15 protein-coding genes and 1 tRNA gene are annotated in these 19,006 nt (G+C 47.9%); 6 read left to right on the top strand and 10 right to left on the bottom strand.

What is annotated here, in order from left to right; translation table 11 throughout:
- Positions 1 to 77: 77 nt before the first annotated feature.
- On the top strand, positions 78 to 701 hold the full coding sequence (locus KDD30_RS24250; RefSeq protein ID WP_211651164.1) for a LysE family translocator: 624 nt from the start codon (positions 78 to 80) through the stop codon (positions 699 to 701).
- 1,318 nt (positions 702 to 2,019) lie between these two features.
- On the opposite strand, the gene KDD30_RS24245 is transcribed toward KDD30_RS24250, so the two are convergent.
- Together KDD30_RS24245 and KDD30_RS24240 are read right to left on the bottom strand one after the other, a co-directional pair.
- Positions 2,020 to 3,426 carry a PepSY domain-containing protein gene (locus KDD30_RS24245; protein ID WP_211651163.1) on the bottom strand — a complete coding sequence of 469 codons (1,407 nt, stop codon included), beginning with the start codon at positions 3,424 to 3,426 and terminating at the stop codon, positions 2,020 to 2,022.
- A 122-nt stretch (positions 3,427 to 3,548) separates the two neighbouring features.
- The gene (locus KDD30_RS24240) at positions 3,549 to 3,899 is read right to left on the bottom strand and encodes a hypothetical protein (RefSeq protein WP_211651162.1); all 351 of its coding nucleotides are present in this window, start codon (positions 3,897 to 3,899) and stop codon (positions 3,549 to 3,551) included.
- Between the two features lie 561 nt (positions 3,900 to 4,460).
- Between KDD30_RS24240 and KDD30_RS24235 the strand changes: the two genes are divergently transcribed.
- Complete coding sequence (locus KDD30_RS24235) at positions 4,461 to 5,072, top strand: FMN-dependent NADH-azoreductase (RefSeq protein WP_211651161.1); 612 nt, start codon at positions 4,461 to 4,463, stop codon at positions 5,070 to 5,072.
- A gap of 13 nt (positions 5,073 to 5,085) precedes the next feature.
- Complete coding sequence (locus KDD30_RS24230; RefSeq protein WP_211651160.1) at positions 5,086 to 5,565, top strand: carboxymuconolactone decarboxylase family protein; 480 nt, start codon at positions 5,086 to 5,088, stop codon at positions 5,563 to 5,565.
- Positions 5,566 to 6,019: 454 nt separating this feature from the next.
- Here KDD30_RS24230 and KDD30_RS24225 read toward each other — a convergent pair whose 3' ends face one another.
- From KDD30_RS24225 to KDD30_RS24205, 5 genes are all read right to left on the bottom strand, one after another.
- Positions 6,020 to 7,045, bottom strand: coding sequence for an HEXXH motif-containing putative peptide modification protein (locus KDD30_RS24225; RefSeq protein ID WP_211651159.1), 1,026 nt, complete (start codon positions 7,043 to 7,045; stop codon positions 6,020 to 6,022).
- 3 nt (positions 7,046 to 7,048) lie between these two features.
- Positions 7,049 to 8,308, bottom strand: a complete 1,260-nt coding sequence (locus KDD30_RS24220) for an MFS transporter (protein WP_211651158.1) — start codon at positions 8,306 to 8,308, stop codon at positions 7,049 to 7,051.
- 883 nt (positions 8,309 to 9,191) lie between these two features.
- Positions 9,192 to 10,433 carry an RtcB family protein gene (locus KDD30_RS24215; RefSeq protein ID WP_211651157.1) on the bottom strand — a complete coding sequence of 414 codons (1,242 nt, stop codon included), beginning with the start codon at positions 10,431 to 10,433 and terminating at the stop codon, positions 9,192 to 9,194.
- A 92-nt stretch (positions 10,434 to 10,525) separates the two neighbouring features.
- On the bottom strand, positions 10,526 to 11,689 hold the full coding sequence (locus KDD30_RS24210) for a slipin family protein (RefSeq protein ID WP_249199395.1): 1,164 nt from the start codon (positions 11,687 to 11,689) through the stop codon (positions 10,526 to 10,528).
- A gap of 252 nt (positions 11,690 to 11,941) precedes the next feature.
- Positions 11,942 to 12,013: transfer RNA gene (locus KDD30_RS24205), tRNA-Pro, on the bottom strand.
- A gap of 253 nt (positions 12,014 to 12,266) precedes the next feature.
- Here KDD30_RS24205 and rtcR point away from each other — a divergent pair.
- Positions 12,267 to 13,859, top strand: coding sequence for an RNA repair transcriptional activator RtcR (gene rtcR, locus KDD30_RS24200; RefSeq protein WP_211651156.1), 1,593 nt, complete (start codon positions 12,267 to 12,269; stop codon positions 13,857 to 13,859).
- Positions 13,860 to 13,944: 85 nt separating this feature from the next.
- On the opposite strand, the gene KDD30_RS24195 is transcribed toward rtcR, so the two are convergent.
- A complete protein-coding gene (locus tag KDD30_RS24195) occupies positions 13,945 to 14,832 on the bottom strand; it encodes a DMT family transporter (RefSeq protein ID WP_211651155.1) in 888 nt (295 codons plus the stop codon).
- Between the two features lie 226 nt (positions 14,833 to 15,058).
- Between KDD30_RS24195 and KDD30_RS24190 the strand changes: the two genes are divergently transcribed.
- Positions 15,059 to 16,093, top strand: a complete 1,035-nt coding sequence (locus KDD30_RS24190; RefSeq protein ID WP_211651154.1) for a GlxA family transcriptional regulator — start codon at positions 15,059 to 15,061, stop codon at positions 16,091 to 16,093.
- Between the two features lie 12 nt (positions 16,094 to 16,105).
- On the opposite strand, the gene KDD30_RS24185 is transcribed toward KDD30_RS24190, so the two are convergent.
- Complete coding sequence (locus KDD30_RS24185) at positions 16,106 to 17,353, bottom strand: MFS transporter (protein WP_211651153.1); 1,248 nt, start codon at positions 17,351 to 17,353, stop codon at positions 16,106 to 16,108.
- A gap of 144 nt (positions 17,354 to 17,497) precedes the next feature.
- Entirely contained in the window at positions 17,498 to 17,947 is a 450-nt protein-coding gene (locus KDD30_RS24180) for an HPP family protein (protein ID WP_211651152.1), read from the bottom strand.
- 112 nt (positions 17,948 to 18,059) lie between these two features.
- Between KDD30_RS24180 and KDD30_RS24175 the strand changes: the two genes are divergently transcribed.
- Positions 18,060 to 18,629, top strand: coding sequence for a TetR/AcrR family transcriptional regulator (locus KDD30_RS24175; RefSeq protein ID WP_211651151.1), 570 nt, complete (start codon positions 18,060 to 18,062; stop codon positions 18,627 to 18,629).
- The last annotated feature ends 377 nt before the right edge of the window (positions 18,630 to 19,006 follow it).

Raw genomic sequence — 19,006 nt, 5'->3', positions numbered from 1 at the left:
ATCAGAAGAGTGCTCATTTTCTGAGCATCACCCAACACCCCGAATATCCGATTCAGCCCAACAGGAGCGCTTACACAATGGACTATCTCTACGCTATGGTTCTCTTTGCCGTGTCATCTTCCGTCACGCCGGGACCGAACAACATTATGGTGATGACTTCGGGCCTGAATTTTGGAGTGAAAAAAAGCCTGCCGCTGCTGAGTGGGATCTGTATGGGGTTTGCGATCATGCTGCTTTTGGTCGGCATCGGATTTGGTCAGTTATTTGAGCTGTTCCCCAGCCTGCATTTCATCATTAAATGCCTCGGCGTGCTTTACTTACTGTATCTGGCCTGGCTGATTGCCCGCTCCGCTGATGTCGGATCGTCCGGCGCACAGGCCAAACCTTTCAGTTTCATGAAAGGCGCGCTGTTTCAGTGGATTAACGCCAAAGCCTGGGTGGTCGCGACCGGTGCCATCGCGGCTTTCACCACAGTGGGAGCGGACTTTTACGGTCAGAATATGATGCTGGCGCTCACCTTTTTACTGGTTTCCTTCCCGTGTGTCGGGGTCTGGCTGATGTTTGGATCCCTACTGAAAAAAACACTGACTCAGGACAAGTATCGCCGCCTGTTTAACTACACCATGTCCGCGTTGCTGGTTGTCTCAGTCCTGCCTGTGATGAGCGAAATTTTGAATCATCTGGCGTCATCACATGGCTGATCGGGAATTAACACAAATGGAAGGGGTATACGTACTCGATACAGACTCGATCTGTTCCTCCCCCTTTTCAAGGGGAGGCTAGGAGGGGGTTACTGTGCACAAATGCCAAATCTGGGCGCGCTGTTCGAACCCCACCCTAGCCCTCCCCTTGCCAAGGGGAGGGAATCATCTGCACTCGCAACAAACTCTATCTGTCCCTCCCCCTTTTCAAGGGGGAGGCTAGGAGGGGGTTACTGTGCACAAATGCCAAATTCGGGCGCACCGTTCGAACCCCACCCCATCCTCCCTTGCCAAGGGGAGGGAAGATTTGCACTCGCAACACACTCGGACTGTTCCTCCCCCTTTTCAAGGGGGAGGCTAGGAGGGGGTTACTGTGCACATATGCCCAATCCGTGCGCGCTGTTCGAACCCCACCCTGACCCTCCCCTTGCCAAGGGGAGGGAAGATTTGCACTCGCAACACACTCGGACTGTTCCTCCCCCCCTTTCAAGGGGGAGGCTAGGAGGGAGTTACTGGACACATATGCCCAATCCGGGCGCGCTGTTCGAACCCCACCCTGCCCCCTTGCTAAAGGGAGGGAAGATTTGCACTGGCAACACACTCGGACTGTCCCTCCCCCTTTTCAAGGGGAGGCTAGGAGGGGGTTACTGTGCACAAATGCCAAATTCGGGCGCGCTGTTCGAACCCCACCCTGCCCCCCCCTTGCTAAAGGGAGGGAAGATTCGGACTCGCAACAAACTCGGACTGTTCCTCCCCCTTTTCAAGGGGGAGGCTAGGAGGGGGTTATCCTGCACCAAAGCCAAATTCGGGCGCGCTGTTCGCCCCCCTTGCTAAAGGGAGGGAAGATTTGCACTCGCAACAAACTCGGACTGCTCCTCCCCCTTTTCAAGGGGAGGCTAGGAGGGGGTTACTGTGCACATATGCCCAATCCGGGCGCGCTGTTCGAACCCCACCCTGCCCCCCTTGCTAAAGGGAGGGAAGATTTGCACTCGCAACACACTCGGACTGTTCCTCCCCCCTTTTCAAGGGGGAGGCTAGGAGGGAGTTACTGGACACATATGCCCAATCCGTGCGCGCTGTTCGAACCCCACCCTAGCCCTCCCCTTGCCAAGGGGAGGGAATAATCAGCACTCGCAACACACTCGGACTGTTCCTCCCCCTTTACAAGGGGGAGGCTAGGAGGGGGTTACTGTGCACATATGCCCAATCCGTGCGCGCTGTTCGAACCCCACCCCCCCCTTGCTAAAGGGAGGGAAGATTCGCACTCGCAACTAACTCGATCTGTTCCTCCCCCTTTTCAAGGGGAGGAATAAGACAATTACCCAAAGAATCGCGCGAGTGTCGGGACCCGGCTGAAGATCAGACGGTCGGCAAGCAGCACAGTTAAAATCGTGATCCCGGCCAGTGGGAAGCAGACGCCTAGCACTGCAATCACAACCGTTGCCCCTTTCCACAGCGTCATATTTTTCGGTGCTGGCGGCGCAGAAAGCATGCGCTTCCCTTTCGGGCGGCGCAGCCACCACATCATGACGCCACTGAAGCTGATCAAAATAAACGACAGACACAAAAAGGTATTCACCGCTTTATTCCACCATCCGAAGTCCCCTTCATGCAGTGCAATGCCCCAAGCCATCGCTTTTGCCATTGGCGAATACTCATCATATTGGATATCGGCCAGCACTTTACCCGTGTACTGGTCGAGATGCAGGGTGCGATCCTGCGTCGCATCCGTGATGTCATTACTCATGGTACTTTGCAGCACACTGAACGCGCCTTGCTCACCTTTAGGCAGATTCACCCGAAAAGCCGTCAGACCCTGCGCTTTGGCAAATGCGACCACGGCATCCAGATTTACCGGCCCATGAATCCCATCATGACCAGCATGAGAGCCGGAAGCAGGCATCGGTGTCTGCTCCAGATTCCACGGCACTTCCTCTAACGCGCCATGATTCATCTCAGCATGTTTGGCATCTGAGAGCGGCACATCACCGAAAACGCCGGCCGGGAATGAATTCCATGCCTGAACCATTTTACTGCCCCAGATACCCGACCAGGACAAGCCCGACAGCATAAAGAGCAACAGGAAAACCGCTGTCACAGCGCCCAGATTGGCATGTAAATCGCGCCAGAATGTCCGCCGTCCGCTGTTCATGCGAATCCGGAACATGCCTGCTTTGCTGGCATGATCGCGCGGCCACCACAGGTAAGCACCACTGACAATCAGGATGACAGCAAAACTGGCGGCCAGCTCAATCAGACGATCGCCCAGATCACCCATCAGCAATGTGCCGTGAATCTCATTGGCCAGCGTGTAGAGATTGTCATCCCGATCCAAAGATCCCAGCACCGCTGCAGTGTACGGATTCACCGTTACAAAGCGTCCTTGCCCTGCTGCCGTCACAATGGCGAATCTGGCGGCATCTTCAGGCTGTTTCGGGGTCAGATACTGATGAACCTGCGCATCCGGAAAGGCCTGCTGCACCGCATTCAATTGCTGTGTCACCGGCACAGTCTGCCCGGCAGGTTCGACAAAAAGAATGTCTTTGAAACGAAGGTTGTCGAGCGTGCCTGCATACAGCATCATCAGGCCTGTCACGGCCAGCATGATCAGAAAAGGGACAACATAAAGTCCTGCGTAAAAATGCCAGCGCCAGGCGGTCATATACCAGGTACGCTGAACGGGTAGCGCATCGGATTGCCCGATTTGATTGGTTTGATGGTTCATGATTTTCCTTCCAGTGCGTTCAATGCGCGCACAAATAAACGCCACGGTCCATGACAGACCAAGGCAACTTTATTCTGTATTTGAGAAATGCGAATCCGGCTGACCGAAATCAGAACGGGTGATTACGCCAGTGGCGGCGCTCGGGAAGGAAGAAGAAAATAGTCCCACTGGGAAGGCGAGAAGGCATAAGGCCTGAGCGGTTGTTCGCGATATTGCGCACCCAGCCCTAGCCATCGGTCATCAGTATGAGCCAGGCTGAAAACACCGATGGGACAGTGCCCCTGCGGATCAGGTTTAAGCTGCTCCGTGCCATCATCCAGTTTGACCAGTTTGAAGCCACCGAGTGTACACAGGCTTGCCCAGGTGCCCGCCGGTTGATGGTGGGCATTCACCACAGGCATCGCAACGATCAACAGCCAGCTCAAGAAGCTGGCTATCATCATGATTCTGTATCGGGAATGTCCTGGGCGCATGTATCACTCATCCTTGATCGCGCCTGAATAGTAGATGTTGATAAAAGAATCTACAAGATGAAAAAACGCATTCGTGACGGATGAGCCGGAGAACTTTGGTGGTGATCAACGTGTTTCATCAAATTCTGATCGTTTAGGACCTGATTCGAGGGTGGGAGTATTCGTACGCGCAACACGCTCGGACTGTTCCTCCCCCTTTTCAAGGGGGAGGTTAGGCGGGGGTGACTGAGCGCTAATACCGAATCTGTGCTCGTTTTACGTCTCCTTAAATGCATTCAGATTGTTGTGCCCTTTCCAGATGTCTGTTCAGTAAGTGTTTTTTTCCATTAGGCTGCCTATAAATGTCAAATATCAGATCACTGACTGCAAAGAAATTCACGCTAATTTAACCAACTAAGTCAATTGGTGTGTTCCCTTCCCTGAATATCTACAGGGTAGATGTCGAAAATATTCAATAATTATCTTCATCAACAGGCTATCTTATCAACTGCTTGAAGAGGTAGCAGGAAATAAAGTTACGAGCGAAAAACAGTCAAGCCAATGATTATAAAGGAGAAGTGTATGAATCTCTTACACATTAAAGTGAGTCCAAACATTAACGGTTCTTCGTCGAGGGTAGTCTCAGACTATCTCGTCGACAGGCTGAAGAAGAAATACCCAAGTATCAATGAAAAAATTATTGACCTATCGCAAGAGCCTTTGCCACATCTGGATGGCTGTACTGTCGATGCATTCTTAACAAAACCGGATGAACGGAAAGAGCAACAAAAAAAAGCCGTACAACTTTCTGATCGAATGATAGATATCCTGTTCGACAGCGATTTGTTAGTCATATCATCGCCAATCTGGAATCTGGGATTACCATCTGTATTGAAGGCTTGGTTTGATCATATCACTAGGGCAGGACGAACATTCAAGTTTACAGACACGGCGGGTAACAAGATAGGGTTGGTTCCAAACAAAAGTGTTTATATTGTGGTGTCAAGTGGAAGCATATTCTCGCACGGACCGCTTGTCAGCCATGACCAATTCACCCCTTATATAAAATACGCTTTTCAATATATCGGCATTACCAATTTGAATTTTATCCGGATAGATGGAACTCACGATCCGATTACCCGCGATTTTGCTATTCCCAAAGCGCTCTCCATTATTGATGAAATTAATATTTAGTTGTGAGGTTACAATGTCAAATCGAGTGAATCATTTCAAAACCGTTCCTGCCCTCGTAAAATCTCTTCAAGCAGTAAGTATTGCTGTGGAGAAAATATCCATAGACCCGCGACTCAAGTACCTGATCGATCTCAGAGCATCCCAACTAAACAAGTGTGCATTTTGTGTAGATATGCATTCAAAACAGGCAAAAATTAAGGGAGAAAGAGAGCTTCGCCTCTACCATATACCCATTTGGCGAGAGTCACCACTCTTCAGTGCAAAGGAAAAAGCTGCACTAGCTCTTACCGAAGCGCTTACTAATATTGATCAAAATGGCGTTGACGATAAACTATATGGACATATCTCAGAGTATTTTACCCAAGAAGAGATTTCGGAGATTACTGTAGCAATTGGCTTGGTTAATATGTGGAATCGCTTGCAGATTCTGTCCCAAATGGAACCAGGCTTGCTGGATGAAACTTATGGTCTCGAAAAAGTTTGTTTAAACTAATGGATTGGAGGGTCAAGAAGTATTTTCCGATCCTATTAACAGTTTAGTGCCCAAATTAGGTAAGAAACAAAGCAATCTATTGGAGTAATGCCGTGCACATAAGGTGAACGGCTTTTCAGGCCGCTGACAGAGCCTAAGCTATTCGTCTTAGACTTTTTTGGGGTTATGCTTGGTTTTCACCCAAGATCCTGTCCACTCCCCCTTAGCGAGACAATTCAAAGCTAGAGGTTTCCAGTTGCCTCCGGTATTCAGCCGGAGGAATATTACCTAAGCTCTCGTGGGTGCGCTCTTCGTTGTAATCGAGCGTGATAGCACTGATAACAAGGAAGATAACATGAACAAGATCATGCTTTTTAACAAAGTACGATCCCGCCCTGGGTCGGTTGTAGGCGCTCCCGGCGCCGACAATCTAAAACCTCACAATTAAAAAATAGTGACTATTCGATCGCACCATTTAAAAGTTTGACTCACAACCATCTACAAGTTGAATACAGTCGTCTAATAACTTATTTCCAAACGATGTCATCTTCCGCGAAGATTCAATAACTTTTACTGTTTGAAAAAATTTATCTTTAAACGGCGTATTATTATTCGCCTCATTATAATGGCTTTTAATTTCAACTTCCCGAATCACACTGTTTTGTAAAAGCATATCAAAAGCAAAAATTGTCCTAGCCAACACATACATTGCATGATAAACACCACTTAATGGCCGATGATCTAATCTAAAAGGAGTATAATACAAACCATCATCGTCTGTTATCAAAGGTTCTTGATACCAAATATGATATAATAAGTTATGCGCTGACTCATGTACAATATGTTCTAATATTCTTGTCCAATGTTCACTTTCAGGTTTAAATGTTCTCATTATAAATGTACCCAATGCATTAAGATACGAACCTGCATTTACACCATTGGATTCAATAATTACTATATTATCAATTAATCCATTAATCTCTTTATATAACTCTGGAATATTTTCTTCGATATTATTAAGAGTTAATTCACATATGGTGACGGTATTTTCATAATCCGATAATGATGGGGGCGTTATAAAAAGTCTTTGATTCCTATATTTATCTTCATAAGACTCTTTATGAGAACTGCTCATAATATTATTGAAATAATGGTCAATATTTTGATCAAAAGCATTGCCAAAATATTTTATATCAAGATTATTCTTTATTTTTTTAGTATCAAGATGTAAAAACAGTGCGTCTAATACATCATGGCATTTTTGTTTATTTTGATTATATGCATGATTAATTAATTCTTCATGTATGATGAAAATCTCAACACTCGAGTAGCATGACAAATTATTTAAATATGCATCCGAATGGACCTTAATACTTTTATCATAATCACTCGCTTCGATAACATGTTCAATGCTTTCAAATAATTCACGAGTGTTTATTAATTTAAGTTCTCTTGCTTGTTGAAAACTAGGAATAGCCCAGTCTAAAGATGAAATATCCATACTTTATCCTTTAAATGCACTTGGGTATTTTTTTATATAAATCTGATCTAATTGATCATTTGATTTTAATAGAATTTCTCTAGTATGTTTTGATATGAAAAATGTAAATGAACTAAGAGCTACAATAGCGCCCATAACAAATAACAATGTGTTCATGATTTCATGACCAAAATATTGTATGAGATATCCAAAGGATTGACTTCCGATAGGTATCGTCACGACACAAAGGAAGAAAATTGCGCTTTCAAGCCTGGCCCGAAATTCATTTGGTACAGCAAACGACCTTACACTATTTGTTGCAATATTAATAAATGAAAGGCCAAAACCAGATATAATCATTGAGAACACTTTAAAATAGAATAGCTCTAGTATTGAAAATAATATAATCCCAATTCCAATAAGCATATTACCAATTACCGCAGGCTTCAGCCTTTTATGCGTATTAAAGTCAATTTTTGATAGAATAACCCCGCCCATTCCCATACCAATAGCAAACGAAACTTCAAAATAAGCAAGCGGTTTGATATCATGATAATTATTTGCCACATACAGAGGTAAAATAACAACCATCATTGGTGTCAATATGAAATTTGTCACCATCGCGATATAGCAAGTTATTTTTTCATTATTAATTTTAAATAATATCCTAAATCCAACACTAGCACTTTTCAAAAAGTTTTGACATTCTGTTCTATCTATATTTTCCCCTCTAATTTTCACAAGAAAAAGAAGAAAAAGTGAGATTATATAAAATGCAGATACAATAATGATAGACCACTGCGATCCTATGAGAGCAACACCACCACCACCGAGTATAGCCCCTGCAATCGCTTGTACAGAATTCAATGAGGCTGCAATCCCAATATACTTAGTATAGTTTTCTTTCTCTGTTAAAAACGGGATTGTACTATTAATGCTGCTGGTTACAATAGAGTTTGTTGTAGCAAGAATTGATGCAACTATTGCGAGATAAACAAAAGAAACTTCTAAGTGATAGAAAAAAACATAATACAAATTGATTGTGATGACAGATAAAACCGAACTAAAAACTAATATTTTTTTCTTTTTATTCCTATCGAGTAAATCACCCGATAGTGGTAGGCTTACTAAGTTAATTAGCCACATCAGCGCAATGATGCTACCTAATATGATACTATTACTTCCACCTTCCATTGTTGCAATAGACCAGACAAATATTATACTAAAGCTTCTGAAGGCAAGAAGGCTCATTGCACTAGAAATCAAAAAATTAAATATATTCATATTAAGATACTCATATCAATATCTCATCCAACATTGTCCTAATAGAAAATAAACAAAATTAGCAATAAAATTTAAAAATTCGCATTAAACAGATGTAGTATAAAAATTAAATTAATTTGTTATTCTCGGAAAGTAACATTAAAAAACATATCAACAGATACATAAAAAATTCAAAATATTACATTATAAAAAGCCGCACGAGGTGCGGCAGCTACATGTTAATTACTCACATTTTTCAAACATGGTGTACTTTTCTTTCTCAGTGAGAAAACTTTCTTTTCATCTAATTTTTTCATGTTTCTTCCTTTGTTAATCCCCGAACCAATTCGAGTAACAAATTATTCACACCACTCAATATACAAATCAATGCATATCATTTGATTTTTGTGACCTGGACCCGCAAAAAAATTCAAGATATAACCTATTTTGATGTCGTCCTCTCACTTTCATCATTACAGAATAAAATACGAATAATTCAGAGCTTATTACTGTTTATTTGTGTATTTGAAGATAATTAATCCTGTGCCTTGCAAATAAATCATTTGTTTTCAATGATATAAATTCAAGCAAGAATGCAAGCAACATTCTGCGCTTGATGATTGAAACGAAATCATCTTAGTGTTGATAATATTAACATTAGATATATATGTAACTTGCCCACGCTCGCTTCTTCAGCACTACCTTGACGCAATTGCTGCAAATATAGTTGGTCGCGGGATTTTGTAGATTATGTTAGGGAAAGAGAGAGTTTGTTGAATAAATTGCATCTTCATTTAACGCTGCATATTTTAAACCTATCTCAAGAGTCTTTTTAGCGCGCCGATAGTTTTTGCTGTCACAATGTGATTTGTGACAGCAAATCCATACCACAGCTTTGTTTTTCCTAGCCTTTCACGCAGACGATCTGCTTGAGGGTATGCACCACTTCGACCAGATCTTTCTGGGCGGCCATCACGCTCTCGATATCTTTGTAAGCCATGGGAATTTCATCGATCACGCTGGCATCTTTGCGGCATTCCACACCTTGAGTGGCCGCGACCTGATCGGCGATGTTGTACACCTTCTTGGCTTGTGTCCGGGACATCACGCGGCCTGCGCCGTGGCTGCAACTGTTGAAGCTGTCGGGATTGCCCAGCCCGCGAACAATGAAGGATTTCGCGCCCATACTGCCGGGAATGATCCCTAGCTCCCCTTTCTGAGCGCTCACGGCACCTTTTCGGGTAACAAAGCAATCTTTGCCGAAATGATGTTCCCGCGAGACGTAGTTATGATGACAGTTCACGGCCATTTCAGCCGCCGAAAAATGGACACCCAGCGCCTGCTTCAATGCAGAAATGGCGTTCATCATCATAATTTCCCGGTTTTTGCGAGCGTAATCCTGCGCCCATTCGACCGCTTCGACATAGTCATCAAAGTACTGGCTGCCTTCTTTCAGGTAGGCTAAATCCTGATCCGGCAGGTGGATCTGGTGCCGGGTCATTTCTTTCTTCGCCAGTTCGATGAAGTAAGTTCCGATTCGGTTGCCAACGCCCCGGCTGCCGGAGTGAAGCATGATCCAAACGCTATCGTACTCATCCAAACACAGCTCCAGAAAGTGGTTTCCTGTCCCCATGGTGCCGAGATGATGAATGTTGTTGGTTTTGCGGATCGCCGGATGTTTATCACAGATGCGTTCAAACCGGCGTTGCAGAGTCAGCCATTCACCGGCGACCAGATCGGGAATTTTGTCCCACGCACCAACATCTTTTCGTCCGCGTCCTGACGTGCGGCCATGAGGAACCGCAGCTTCAAAAGCACTGCGCACTCCTTTCAGGTTATCGGGCAAGTCACTGGCCTTCAGGCTGGTTTTGGCCGCCACCATACCGCAGCCGATATCCACCCCCACTGCCGCTGGGATCACCGCGTTCACAGATGGAATCACACTGCCAATCGTGGCCCCTTTACCCAAGTGGACATCTGGCATCACCGCAATATGGTGATGCACGATATCCATCGCAGCGATGTTCTTGAGCTGCGCTTGTGCTTTGGCGTCAAAAGGCACGCCCCGGGTCCAGGCGTGGATTGGCACATGGCCTGTACTTGCCAGGGTTTCGTACTGTTTTTCATGTCTCTTTTCGTGGCTCATTGTTTTATTCCTTCTGCTCTGAGCGAGCAACAAACCGGGGCTGCATTCAACGCCCCGGTTTCAATTCATGCTGACTTTCGGCGAAACCTGCGTTAAACACACGGTATTTTCACCACACCTTTCATTAAGCCTTCCAGGCCGTTATGCACCGTCAGGCTGTCGATTTTTTCTGCAACTTTCTCAAGGGCTTCAAGCTCTTTGAGTCGCAGTAAAGTCGGGTTGTTTTCCATCACTTTTGCGGTGTTATGGAGGCTTCGGGTTGCTGCTGTTTCTTCACGGCGCTTGATCACATTCGCTTCTGCTGCCTTTTGCGCTTCCACGACCTGGTTCAGGATGGCTTTCATCTCGCCGGGTAAAATGATGTCTTTCATCCCGACACTATCCAGTGTCACGCCAACCGCTTGCAGTGAGTCGGCCACTAACGCTCTGACTGTCTCGTTGACATATAGCTTATCGTTGAGGAGATCATCCAGAGTTTGCGTTCCCACAGCCTCACGTAAAGCCAGTTGCAAGGTTTTATAGACATAGTCTTCCACCTTGTCGACAAGGCTTGCGGCCAATACAGGATCCACAATTCGAATGCTGGCACTCAGGTTGATACGCAGACTGACCCGATCTTTGCTCAGAATTTCCTGACCACTAATGTCTAACAACAAGCTTCGCTGGTCATAAATTTTCACGTCAACCTGACGGTTCAGTTGCCAGAAACCGTATTGACCCGGCCCGAGCGTTTTTTCCAGCTTGCCGTCGAGATACAACAATCCGATATGCTGCTTATCGATATAGATATCCGCGACCGGTTTGACCGCAGTGGTATTTTTACTGCGGATCAGTCGGGTGGAAGCATTCACCCCCGCACGTTTCATCACTTGCAACAAGCTGTCTTCAAGCGCAGCTGACTGCGAAATATCAATGGTATCCAGACGAAACTCACCGGCATCTTTCCACACATACAAGTGCTCACCGGGAGCAACGATGCCTTGCAGCATGTCGTTCAAGTACAGCAGACCCACTTCAGACCCAGCCAGTTTCCAATGCATGATGTGCTCGGCGATCGCGTCATGTTTATGGAACAATCGGATTACGTTTTCATCTGCTACAAAGTTTTTGTTGATATCGAAAGTCAGAAAACTCAACGCTTGCTTGAAATCCCAAAACAAGTAATTTCCTGCCGTTAAGATGGCTTCAAATCGTTGATCTTTAAAAACGAAAACGCGTTGGTTCTCTGCAATGATTAATTTTTTTCTGTACATCATGGTTCTCATCCTTGCTGATAATTGAAGGCTTGAAGTGCGAACAAGGTGACTCACTTGGTGACCCGTGGACGAAAAACCCGGGAAATCAGGGAGCATCCTGCTTGCTGACATCCGTTTGGTTTCCGCCGGCTTGCCGACAGCGGTCAGTCACGATTGTTCGCGGTTGTGTTTTTTATCTGTATTTGTAGGAGCGGGAATCGAACCCGCAACACGCAATCTATGAAATTGCTGCTCTACCGATGAGCTATCCTGTTTTTAAGATGGGAATCGAACCCATGACCCACGAAAAATCCTTCGCTGCTCTACCTGCTGAGCTACTTAAAAGCTTGTGTGACGGGTATACGCGTTTGCATCGCTTGGCGCACCGGCGTGACTCAGAATCACAACCATCAAATCACAGACCAGATAATTCAATTGGTGTGCCAACCTTCGAACCACACGAAGGAAAAATTTTAACCACTTGTTTTAATTCAATAAAAAATATTTGAATGCAGAAGATCATATTTCCTGCTGGACGGACGAACACAGAAAAAGCAATATAATCAGATATCAATTTATCTATTTGGATAGGTTCATCATGAAGAAGCGGGTCGCAGTCAGTCTGCTGGGTACTAAGCTGGACTTTTACGGGAAACGCGTCGACCGATGGCAAAAATGGCGCCCGAATGTCAGTCTTTGCAGTCAGCAGGATCTGAAAATTGATCAGCTTCACCTGATGCATGACAACCGAAGTGTCTGGTTAGCAAATCAGATTCGTGATGATATCGGGACCATATCTCCGGAAACCAACGTCGAGTTACACACCCTCAACTTTCATGATCCATGGGATTTCGAGGAGGTGTACGCCAAGTTATTCGACTGGTGCAAACAACAAGACTTCAACACGGATCAATGTGATTATGTCTTTCACATCACCACGGGGACGCATGTCGTTCAGATTTGCAGTTACCTGCTGACCGAGAGCCGTCACTTTCCGGGCAAACTCATCCAGTCATCTCCCGATAGCCGCAATCCGATAAAATCTGTCGGGCAAGTGCAACTCATTGATTTGGATTTATCCAGATATGATCAGCTCGCGAATCGATTCGATATCGAACATCAAGAAGGCAGTCAGTTCCTGAAAGCGGGTATCGCAACCAAAAATGAACCTTTCAACCGACTAATCAACCAAATCGAAAAAGTCGCCATACGGTCACCAGAGCCCATCCTGCTGACTGGACCAACGGGGGCAGGTAAATCACAGCTCGCTTCCAGAATCTACCAGCTCAAAAAAATGCGTGGCACGGTAGAAGGTGCGCTAGTCTCCGTCAATTGTGCCACCTTAAAAGGCGAAAATGCGATGGCCGCATTGTTTGGCCATACCAAAGGTGCGTTTACGGGAGCTTTGGCTGCCCGGGATGGCTTCCTGAAAACAGCCAACAATGGTGTACTGTTTCTGGATGAAATCGGAGAACTGGGGCTGGAAGAACAGGCCATGCTGCTCCACGCTATCGAAAACAAAACCTTTCATCCTGTGGGCAGTGATCAAACGGTGACCAGCCACTTTCAGCTCATTGCCGGAACCAATCGGGATCTGCAACAACAGATTCGTACCGGGGAATTCCGTGAGGACTTGTTGGCCCGGATAAACTTATGGACCTATTCACTCCCGGCACTGAAAGATCGCCGCGAAGATATTCCGGCGAACCTCGACTTTGAACTGGAACGCTTTACCCGAAAAAACGGAAAGCGCGTACAGTTCAGCAAGGAAGCAAGAACTGAATTTCTGCGATTTGCACAATCGCCACATGCCCTCTGGCGGGGAAATTTCCGGGATTTAACTGCAGCCATTACCCGTTTATGTACGCTGGCCGACGCTTCTCGAATTGCTGTGGAAGATGTGCGTGAAGAAATCACCCGTCTTGCATCCCACTGGCAGCAAGATGTCCCGGCAGATCAACATATCGTGACGCAATTTTTGCCGCCGGAAACGGCACAATCCTTAGACGACTTTGATCAGCAGCAGCTGAGCTATGTACTGCAGGTTTGCCGTCAGCATCAATCGCTGGCCGCTGCCGGACGCGTGCTCTTCAATGTCAGCCGATTACAGAAATCGTCCAGTAACGACTCCAGCCGCCTGCAAAAGTATCTGGCAAAGTTCGGACTGAAATGGTCGGATATTCATGCATAGCCGACGAAATCGGACCTACTCCCAAAGTACAGATACGAAAAAGGCAGCGTTTCCGCTGCCTCGATACATATAATCCGGTTGAATTTTACGCGGCCACCAGCTTGCGGCGACGAGCTCTGCGTTTGATTTGGGCAATCGCGACACCGCACAGGACCATGCCCCCGCCAATCAGATGAACAGGCTCAAGTTGTTCGTTCAATAAGAAGCTGGCAATGATGGCTGTAATCACGGGCATCAGGTTCATGAACATTGCCGTTTTATCGGCACCCAGCATCTTGATGGCTTTCAACCAGCACCAGGGGGCAATCACCGAGGCCGGAATCGCAGCAAACAGAATCAGCGGCAGCGATTCACCGGTGATGCCAATCCGCTGGCTGGTAAAGAGCATCGGTAGCAGAAACAGCACGGCAAACACGCCCTGAACATACACCGAGTGCCAGTTACTCAGCGGCATGTCCCACCGTTTGATCAGCACACAATACAGCGCATACACAAAAGCAGCCAGCAGAAGCAAAGCATCCCCTTGATTCATGCCCTGAGACAGCAACTGCGACGGATCGCCATGGCTGAGCATCAGCACCAGTCCGCCCAAAGACAGTACAGCGCCGATAAAAGCCAGTGGCGAGAGTCTTTGTTTCAGAATCGGGACGCTCAGGAACATGCTCATCAGCGGAACCAGCGACATAATCAGTGCCATATTCGTGGCTGTGGTCGTGGGTGCTGCAAAGTACCCCAGCGATTGGTTCAGCACCATGCCGAGCACTGCCAGAAATGCCAGTTTTGACAAATAGGGTTTAATGCTGGCCCAGTTTTGAATCACAGATTTCAGTACAAAAGGGGTGAGTGCCAGCATGGCAAAAAACCAGCGGTAAAATGCGATCGCTCCCGGATCAATCACGCTGAATGAAAGTTTGTTAACAATGGCATTCCCTGCCCAAATTGATACCGTCAATAAGGGTAATAAGTAGATCATGCGCTGCCTTAGATTGAGATCGTAGAAAAATACGCGGAACGTATGATGCTATTGTGTCAGGTCAGGTCGGAAATACATATCTCCGATCGGACACACGACCCTTACAGTCGGACATATCAATAAATTTCGCTCACAGAGGATCTCGCGCCTGTTGGATCCAGCGGTGGCTTTCGTACAAGGCGGAGTGATACATTGCATACTCTCTGTTTCAAAGGACTGACAGGCTATGGCATCTGACCGGATCAACCCCGTGCCACTTTCTATTTATTTTCTGCTGACGCCGGATGTGCATCTGCTGGATCTGGCGGGGCCCTGTCAGGCTTTTCATGAAGCGCTCAGCCAGGGCATGCCTCTGGAACTGCACTATATCGGCGATCAGACGACCTGTCACAGCCATCAGGGACTGACTTTCTGTGGCATTGAACCTTTGCCGGAAAGCTTGCCTGAACCGTCGATCGTGATGGTCTGCGCTTCCAAATATCACCATGGCATTTATCGTAATCAGGCCAGTGAACACTGTATCGACTGGCTCAGAACCGTGCCGCAGACACAAACGAAAATCGTCGGTATCTGTACCGGTGCTTTTCTGCTCGGACTGGCAGGCTGGCTGGATGACAGACACTGCACCACACATCATCAGCTGACGCAGCAATTATCTGAACAGTTTCCGGCGACCACAGTGCTGCCGGAACGGATTGTGGTGCAGGACGGGCAAGTCTATACCACGGCAGGCGTGACCGCCGGAATTGATCTGGCGCTTCAACTGATAGAGGAGCGCAACGGCTGTGCCTTTGCCATGAACATCGCCAGAGAACTGGTGGTCTACCGCCGCAGAATGGCCAATGATCCGCAAATCTCGAAACAGCTTTCCTATCGCAGCCATATTTCACCGCTGGTCCATGCGATTCAGGATGATTTGCAGCGCCGGATCAGCGAAAAAATCACATTAAACGACGTTGCTGCCCGCTTTCGTGTGTCTTCCCGCCACATGCAGCGCGAGTTCAAACAAGCGACGGGCATCACCATCCGGGCCTATCTGGTCGAACTGCGGCTGGAAGAAGCGAAAAGCTATCTCGATAACGGGGAGACAATTGAATCTGCTGCGCTGAAATCCGGCTTTCCTCAGGCCAGCGCATTGCGCGCCGCCTGGAAGAAAAAGTATCAGTCGCTGCCCGGAAAATTTGCGACGAAGCACAACACTGCGGCCCAGATGATTGATTCACATCGGTCTTGCAATGCTGAACCAGACAGTGCGGGCTGAACCAAAACAGGCTCACTCCTGCCCTTGCTGTGCCAGGCCGGAGCGAGTTTTGAACGGCTCTGAAAAGAAGAACAGCAGCCCGGTGACAGCAGACACAAAACACAGCCCGGAAACCGCCAGTGTGACCCCGGCATAACTTTGTGTGGCATCGAAAGATAACCCTCCCAGCCAGACCGTGCCGAACACAAAGATCTGATGCACGGTAAACAGGCAGCCGAAGATTTTCCCTTTCACCTGTTCGCCATAAGCCTGCAGACACATCATGGACGTCACGATCACCGTGCCCATATAAGTCAGACCAAAAAGAACCGCGAAGATCATGCACATCAGCAGGTTGTCTGCCGCCAGCACAATCAGCAGCGATGCTCCGCGAACCAGATAAAGACCTGCCAGAATCAGTGCCGGCGCTGAAAAACGCAGCAGATATCCCACCCAGAATGCACCCACCAGTTCCGCAGCACCGAGCACACTGAGCGACGTGGCCACAAGGGTGGCTTCGCCTTCCCCGCCACTGAAACGCTCCTGAAGCAGCGGGACCAGATGCACATCAATGTACGCCATGGATGCCCCGCACCCCCCGAAAGACAATGCCAGCAGCAGGAACAGCGGTTTTCTTAGATGCTGATGCCATGTCAGCGCATCCGGCTGATTTTCAGCCTCTGGCGCGAGCACAAACGCACGACGGGGAAACAGACGGCACAGCCAGAGACTGGCTGGCAGAATCAGCAACGTAAAGACACCAAAGATGATCAGGCTGATGTCCTGCCAGACCAGAAACGTATTGAGCCAGACCCAGAGCGGTGACAACACCATAAAGCCAATCGCGGTGCCGTTGGTGATCGCCGCATAAGCCATGCCTTTGTTGCGATGGTCAAAAATGCGGTCCACCAGTAATGCCAGCGGGACGAAGGTCATGGCGGTTAATGCGTAAGCTGCCAGTACCCCGAAAAGCACCAGAAACAGCCAGAAATGAAAGGTGAGTGTCATGAGCAAATACACAAACATTGCCACAATGACACCCGATAAAATGGTCTGCGCCGGGCCAATCCGGTCGCAAATCCAGCCGACCACCGGAGACAAAATGCCAATCGATAAGCCAAACAGGGCGCTGGTGAGCGAAAACACACCCCGACCAAGTCCACACATGCTAGCCAGATCCAGAAAGTAAACCTGATAGCTGCCCTTGATCGATGATGCCCAGAAGGTCACCAGCACCCCCACCGAAATAGCGATGATTTGCGTGTTACGGGAAATATCCATTCGTCCTCGTTCCGCATCTGAAAAGAATCCATTTGATGCTTTCCATGCTATGAACTGCCTGAGTCATTGCCTAGGCCAAAAAGAGACATTTTTTCACGCAAATAATGACATCTTACCGAGATCAGATGGATGCTTTCAGCGCGGTCAGCGACTCAACACCCAGCCCCGGTGCTTCACCATCTGACCCATCAGCACCATGACCACCGCACCAATCAGCACCGGAGTGAGCAGAAAAGACCAGCTTTGTCCGGTCAGCATAATCAACAGCGGATTGGCGCCTGCAGGCGGATGGGTGGTTTTCGTCAGCAACATCGCAGAAACGGCCAAGCCAGATGCAATCGCCATCGTCAGTGGGGTGACGCCAATAAAAGCGACAAAAAAGACACCGATAAAGGCTGTCAGCAGGTGACCGGCGATCACATTCTTTGGCTGTGCCAGCGGGCTGTCCGGCACCCCAAACACCAGCACGGCTGTCGCTCCGAACGGTGCCATCAGCCAGAGTCCGGCGGTTGTCATGCTGTCTGCCAGTGATAACAGCCCAATCGCCAAAGCCGCGCCAATGCCAGAAATCAGCGCCATACCGTATTGATTCATTTGATACTCCTTTGTGTTTTAGGTAGACCGATTTGTCTCCTTCATTAGAGTAGACAGATCGGTCTCCTTGTGTCAACATCCTTATGAACTCAGTGAATCAGAGAGGTTTCAGATGAAAACCGACAAACGACAGCAACTGATCAGCACCGCGCTGACGCTGTTCTACCGTCACGGTATTCATGCCGTGGGGATTAACGAAGTGCTGAAAGTCTCTGGCGTGGCCAAAAAAACACTCTACAGCCACTTTGCCAGCAAAGATGAGCTGATCCTCGCCACGCTGGCCGCACGCGATGAGATCTTCATGGCCTGGTTGGCGCGACGTCTGGCACCGGCACACACCCATGCTGACGTGATCACCTGCCTCTTCAGCGCCCTGAGTGACTGGTTCCATGGCCGGGTGCCTGAACTGAGCCCCTTTCGAGGCTGTTTTTTTATCAATGCATCGGCTGAATTCAGTGAAGAAAACACCGTCATTGCCGACTATTGCAGCGAACACAAACGCAAAGTCCGGTTGCTGATTCAGCAACACCTTCACACACCAGACGAGGCCTTAGTGGATGCCATTTGCCTGTTGAAAGAAGGTGCCATTGTGTCGGCATTTGTCGGGAAAGATCTGGATGCGGCAGAGAAGTGTACTGGGGTGTTGCTGAATTCGATCTCTTCTGGAAATCAGCACCTGTAGCATTTCTTCCCCCTCAAAGGAGAGAAAGTCAGTGATCGCAACATGCTCGATCAATCCCTCCCCTAGCCAAAGTGAAGGAAAATTTAGCGCTCGCAGTATGCTCGAGCAATCCCTCCCCCTTTTTCAAGGGGGAGGCTAGGTGGGGTTATCAAACACCAGCGCCAGTTCCGAATCCGTGCGCGCTGTTCGAACCCCACCCTAACCCTCGCCAAAGGGAGGGAATCATTAGTGATCGCAGCATGCTCGATCAATCCCTCCCCCTTTTCAAGGGGGAGGCTAGGAGGGGGTTATCAAACACCAGCGCCAAATCCAAATCTGAGCGCGATTCACGAACCCCACCCTAACCCTCGCCAAGGGGAGGGAATCATTGGTGATCG

The organism is Photobacterium sp. GJ3 (assembly GCF_018199995.1).
Taxonomy (GTDB): Bacteria; Pseudomonadota; Gammaproteobacteria; order Enterobacterales; family Vibrionaceae; genus Photobacterium.
The sequence above is the reverse complement of the archived record's forward strand: the minus strand, read 5'-3'. Positions and strand labels throughout refer to the sequence as shown.

Coding starts and splice junctions, on each gene's coding strand:
- KDD30_RS24225 (WP_211651159.1), bottom strand. CDS start 7,045: ATGGATATTTCATCTTTAGACTGGGCTATTCCTAGTTTTCAACAAGCA.
- KDD30_RS24210 (WP_249199395.1), bottom strand. CDS start 11,689: ATGATGTACAGAAAAAAATTAATCATTGCAGAGAACCAACGCGTTTTC.
- KDD30_RS24185 (WP_211651153.1), bottom strand. CDS start 17,353: ATGGATATTTCCCGTAACACGCAAATCATCGCTATTTCGGTGGGGGTG.
- KDD30_RS24175 (WP_211651151.1), top strand. CDS start 18,060: ATGAAAACCGACAAACGACAGCAACTGATCAGCACCGCGCTGACGCTG.
- KDD30_RS24240 (WP_211651162.1), bottom strand. CDS start 3,899: ATGCGCCCAGGACATTCCCGATACAGAATCATGATGATAGCCAGCTTC.
- rtcR (WP_211651156.1), top strand. CDS start 12,267: ATGAAGAAGCGGGTCGCAGTCAGTCTGCTGGGTACTAAGCTGGACTTT.
- KDD30_RS24245 (WP_211651163.1), bottom strand. CDS start 3,426: ATGAACCATCAAACCAATCAAATCGGGCAATCCGATGCGCTACCCGTT.
- KDD30_RS24190 (WP_211651154.1), top strand. CDS start 15,059: ATGGCATCTGACCGGATCAACCCCGTGCCACTTTCTATTTATTTTCTG.
- KDD30_RS24215 (WP_211651157.1), bottom strand. CDS start 10,433: ATGAGCCACGAAAAGAGACATGAAAAACAGTACGAAACCCTGGCAAGT.
- KDD30_RS24195 (WP_211651155.1), bottom strand. CDS start 14,832: ATGATCTACTTATTACCCTTATTGACGGTATCAATTTGGGCAGGGAAT.
- KDD30_RS24250 (WP_211651164.1), top strand. CDS start 78: ATGGACTATCTCTACGCTATGGTTCTCTTTGCCGTGTCATCTTCCGTC.
- KDD30_RS24180 (WP_211651152.1), bottom strand. CDS start 17,947: ATGAATCAATACGGTATGGCGCTGATTTCTGGCATTGGCGCGGCTTTG.
- KDD30_RS24235 (WP_211651161.1), top strand. CDS start 4,461: ATGAATCTCTTACACATTAAAGTGAGTCCAAACATTAACGGTTCTTCG.
- KDD30_RS24220 (WP_211651158.1), bottom strand. CDS start 8,308: ATGAATATATTTAATTTTTTGATTTCTAGTGCAATGAGCCTTCTTGCC.
- KDD30_RS24230 (WP_211651160.1), top strand. CDS start 5,086: ATGTCAAATCGAGTGAATCATTTCAAAACCGTTCCTGCCCTCGTAAAA.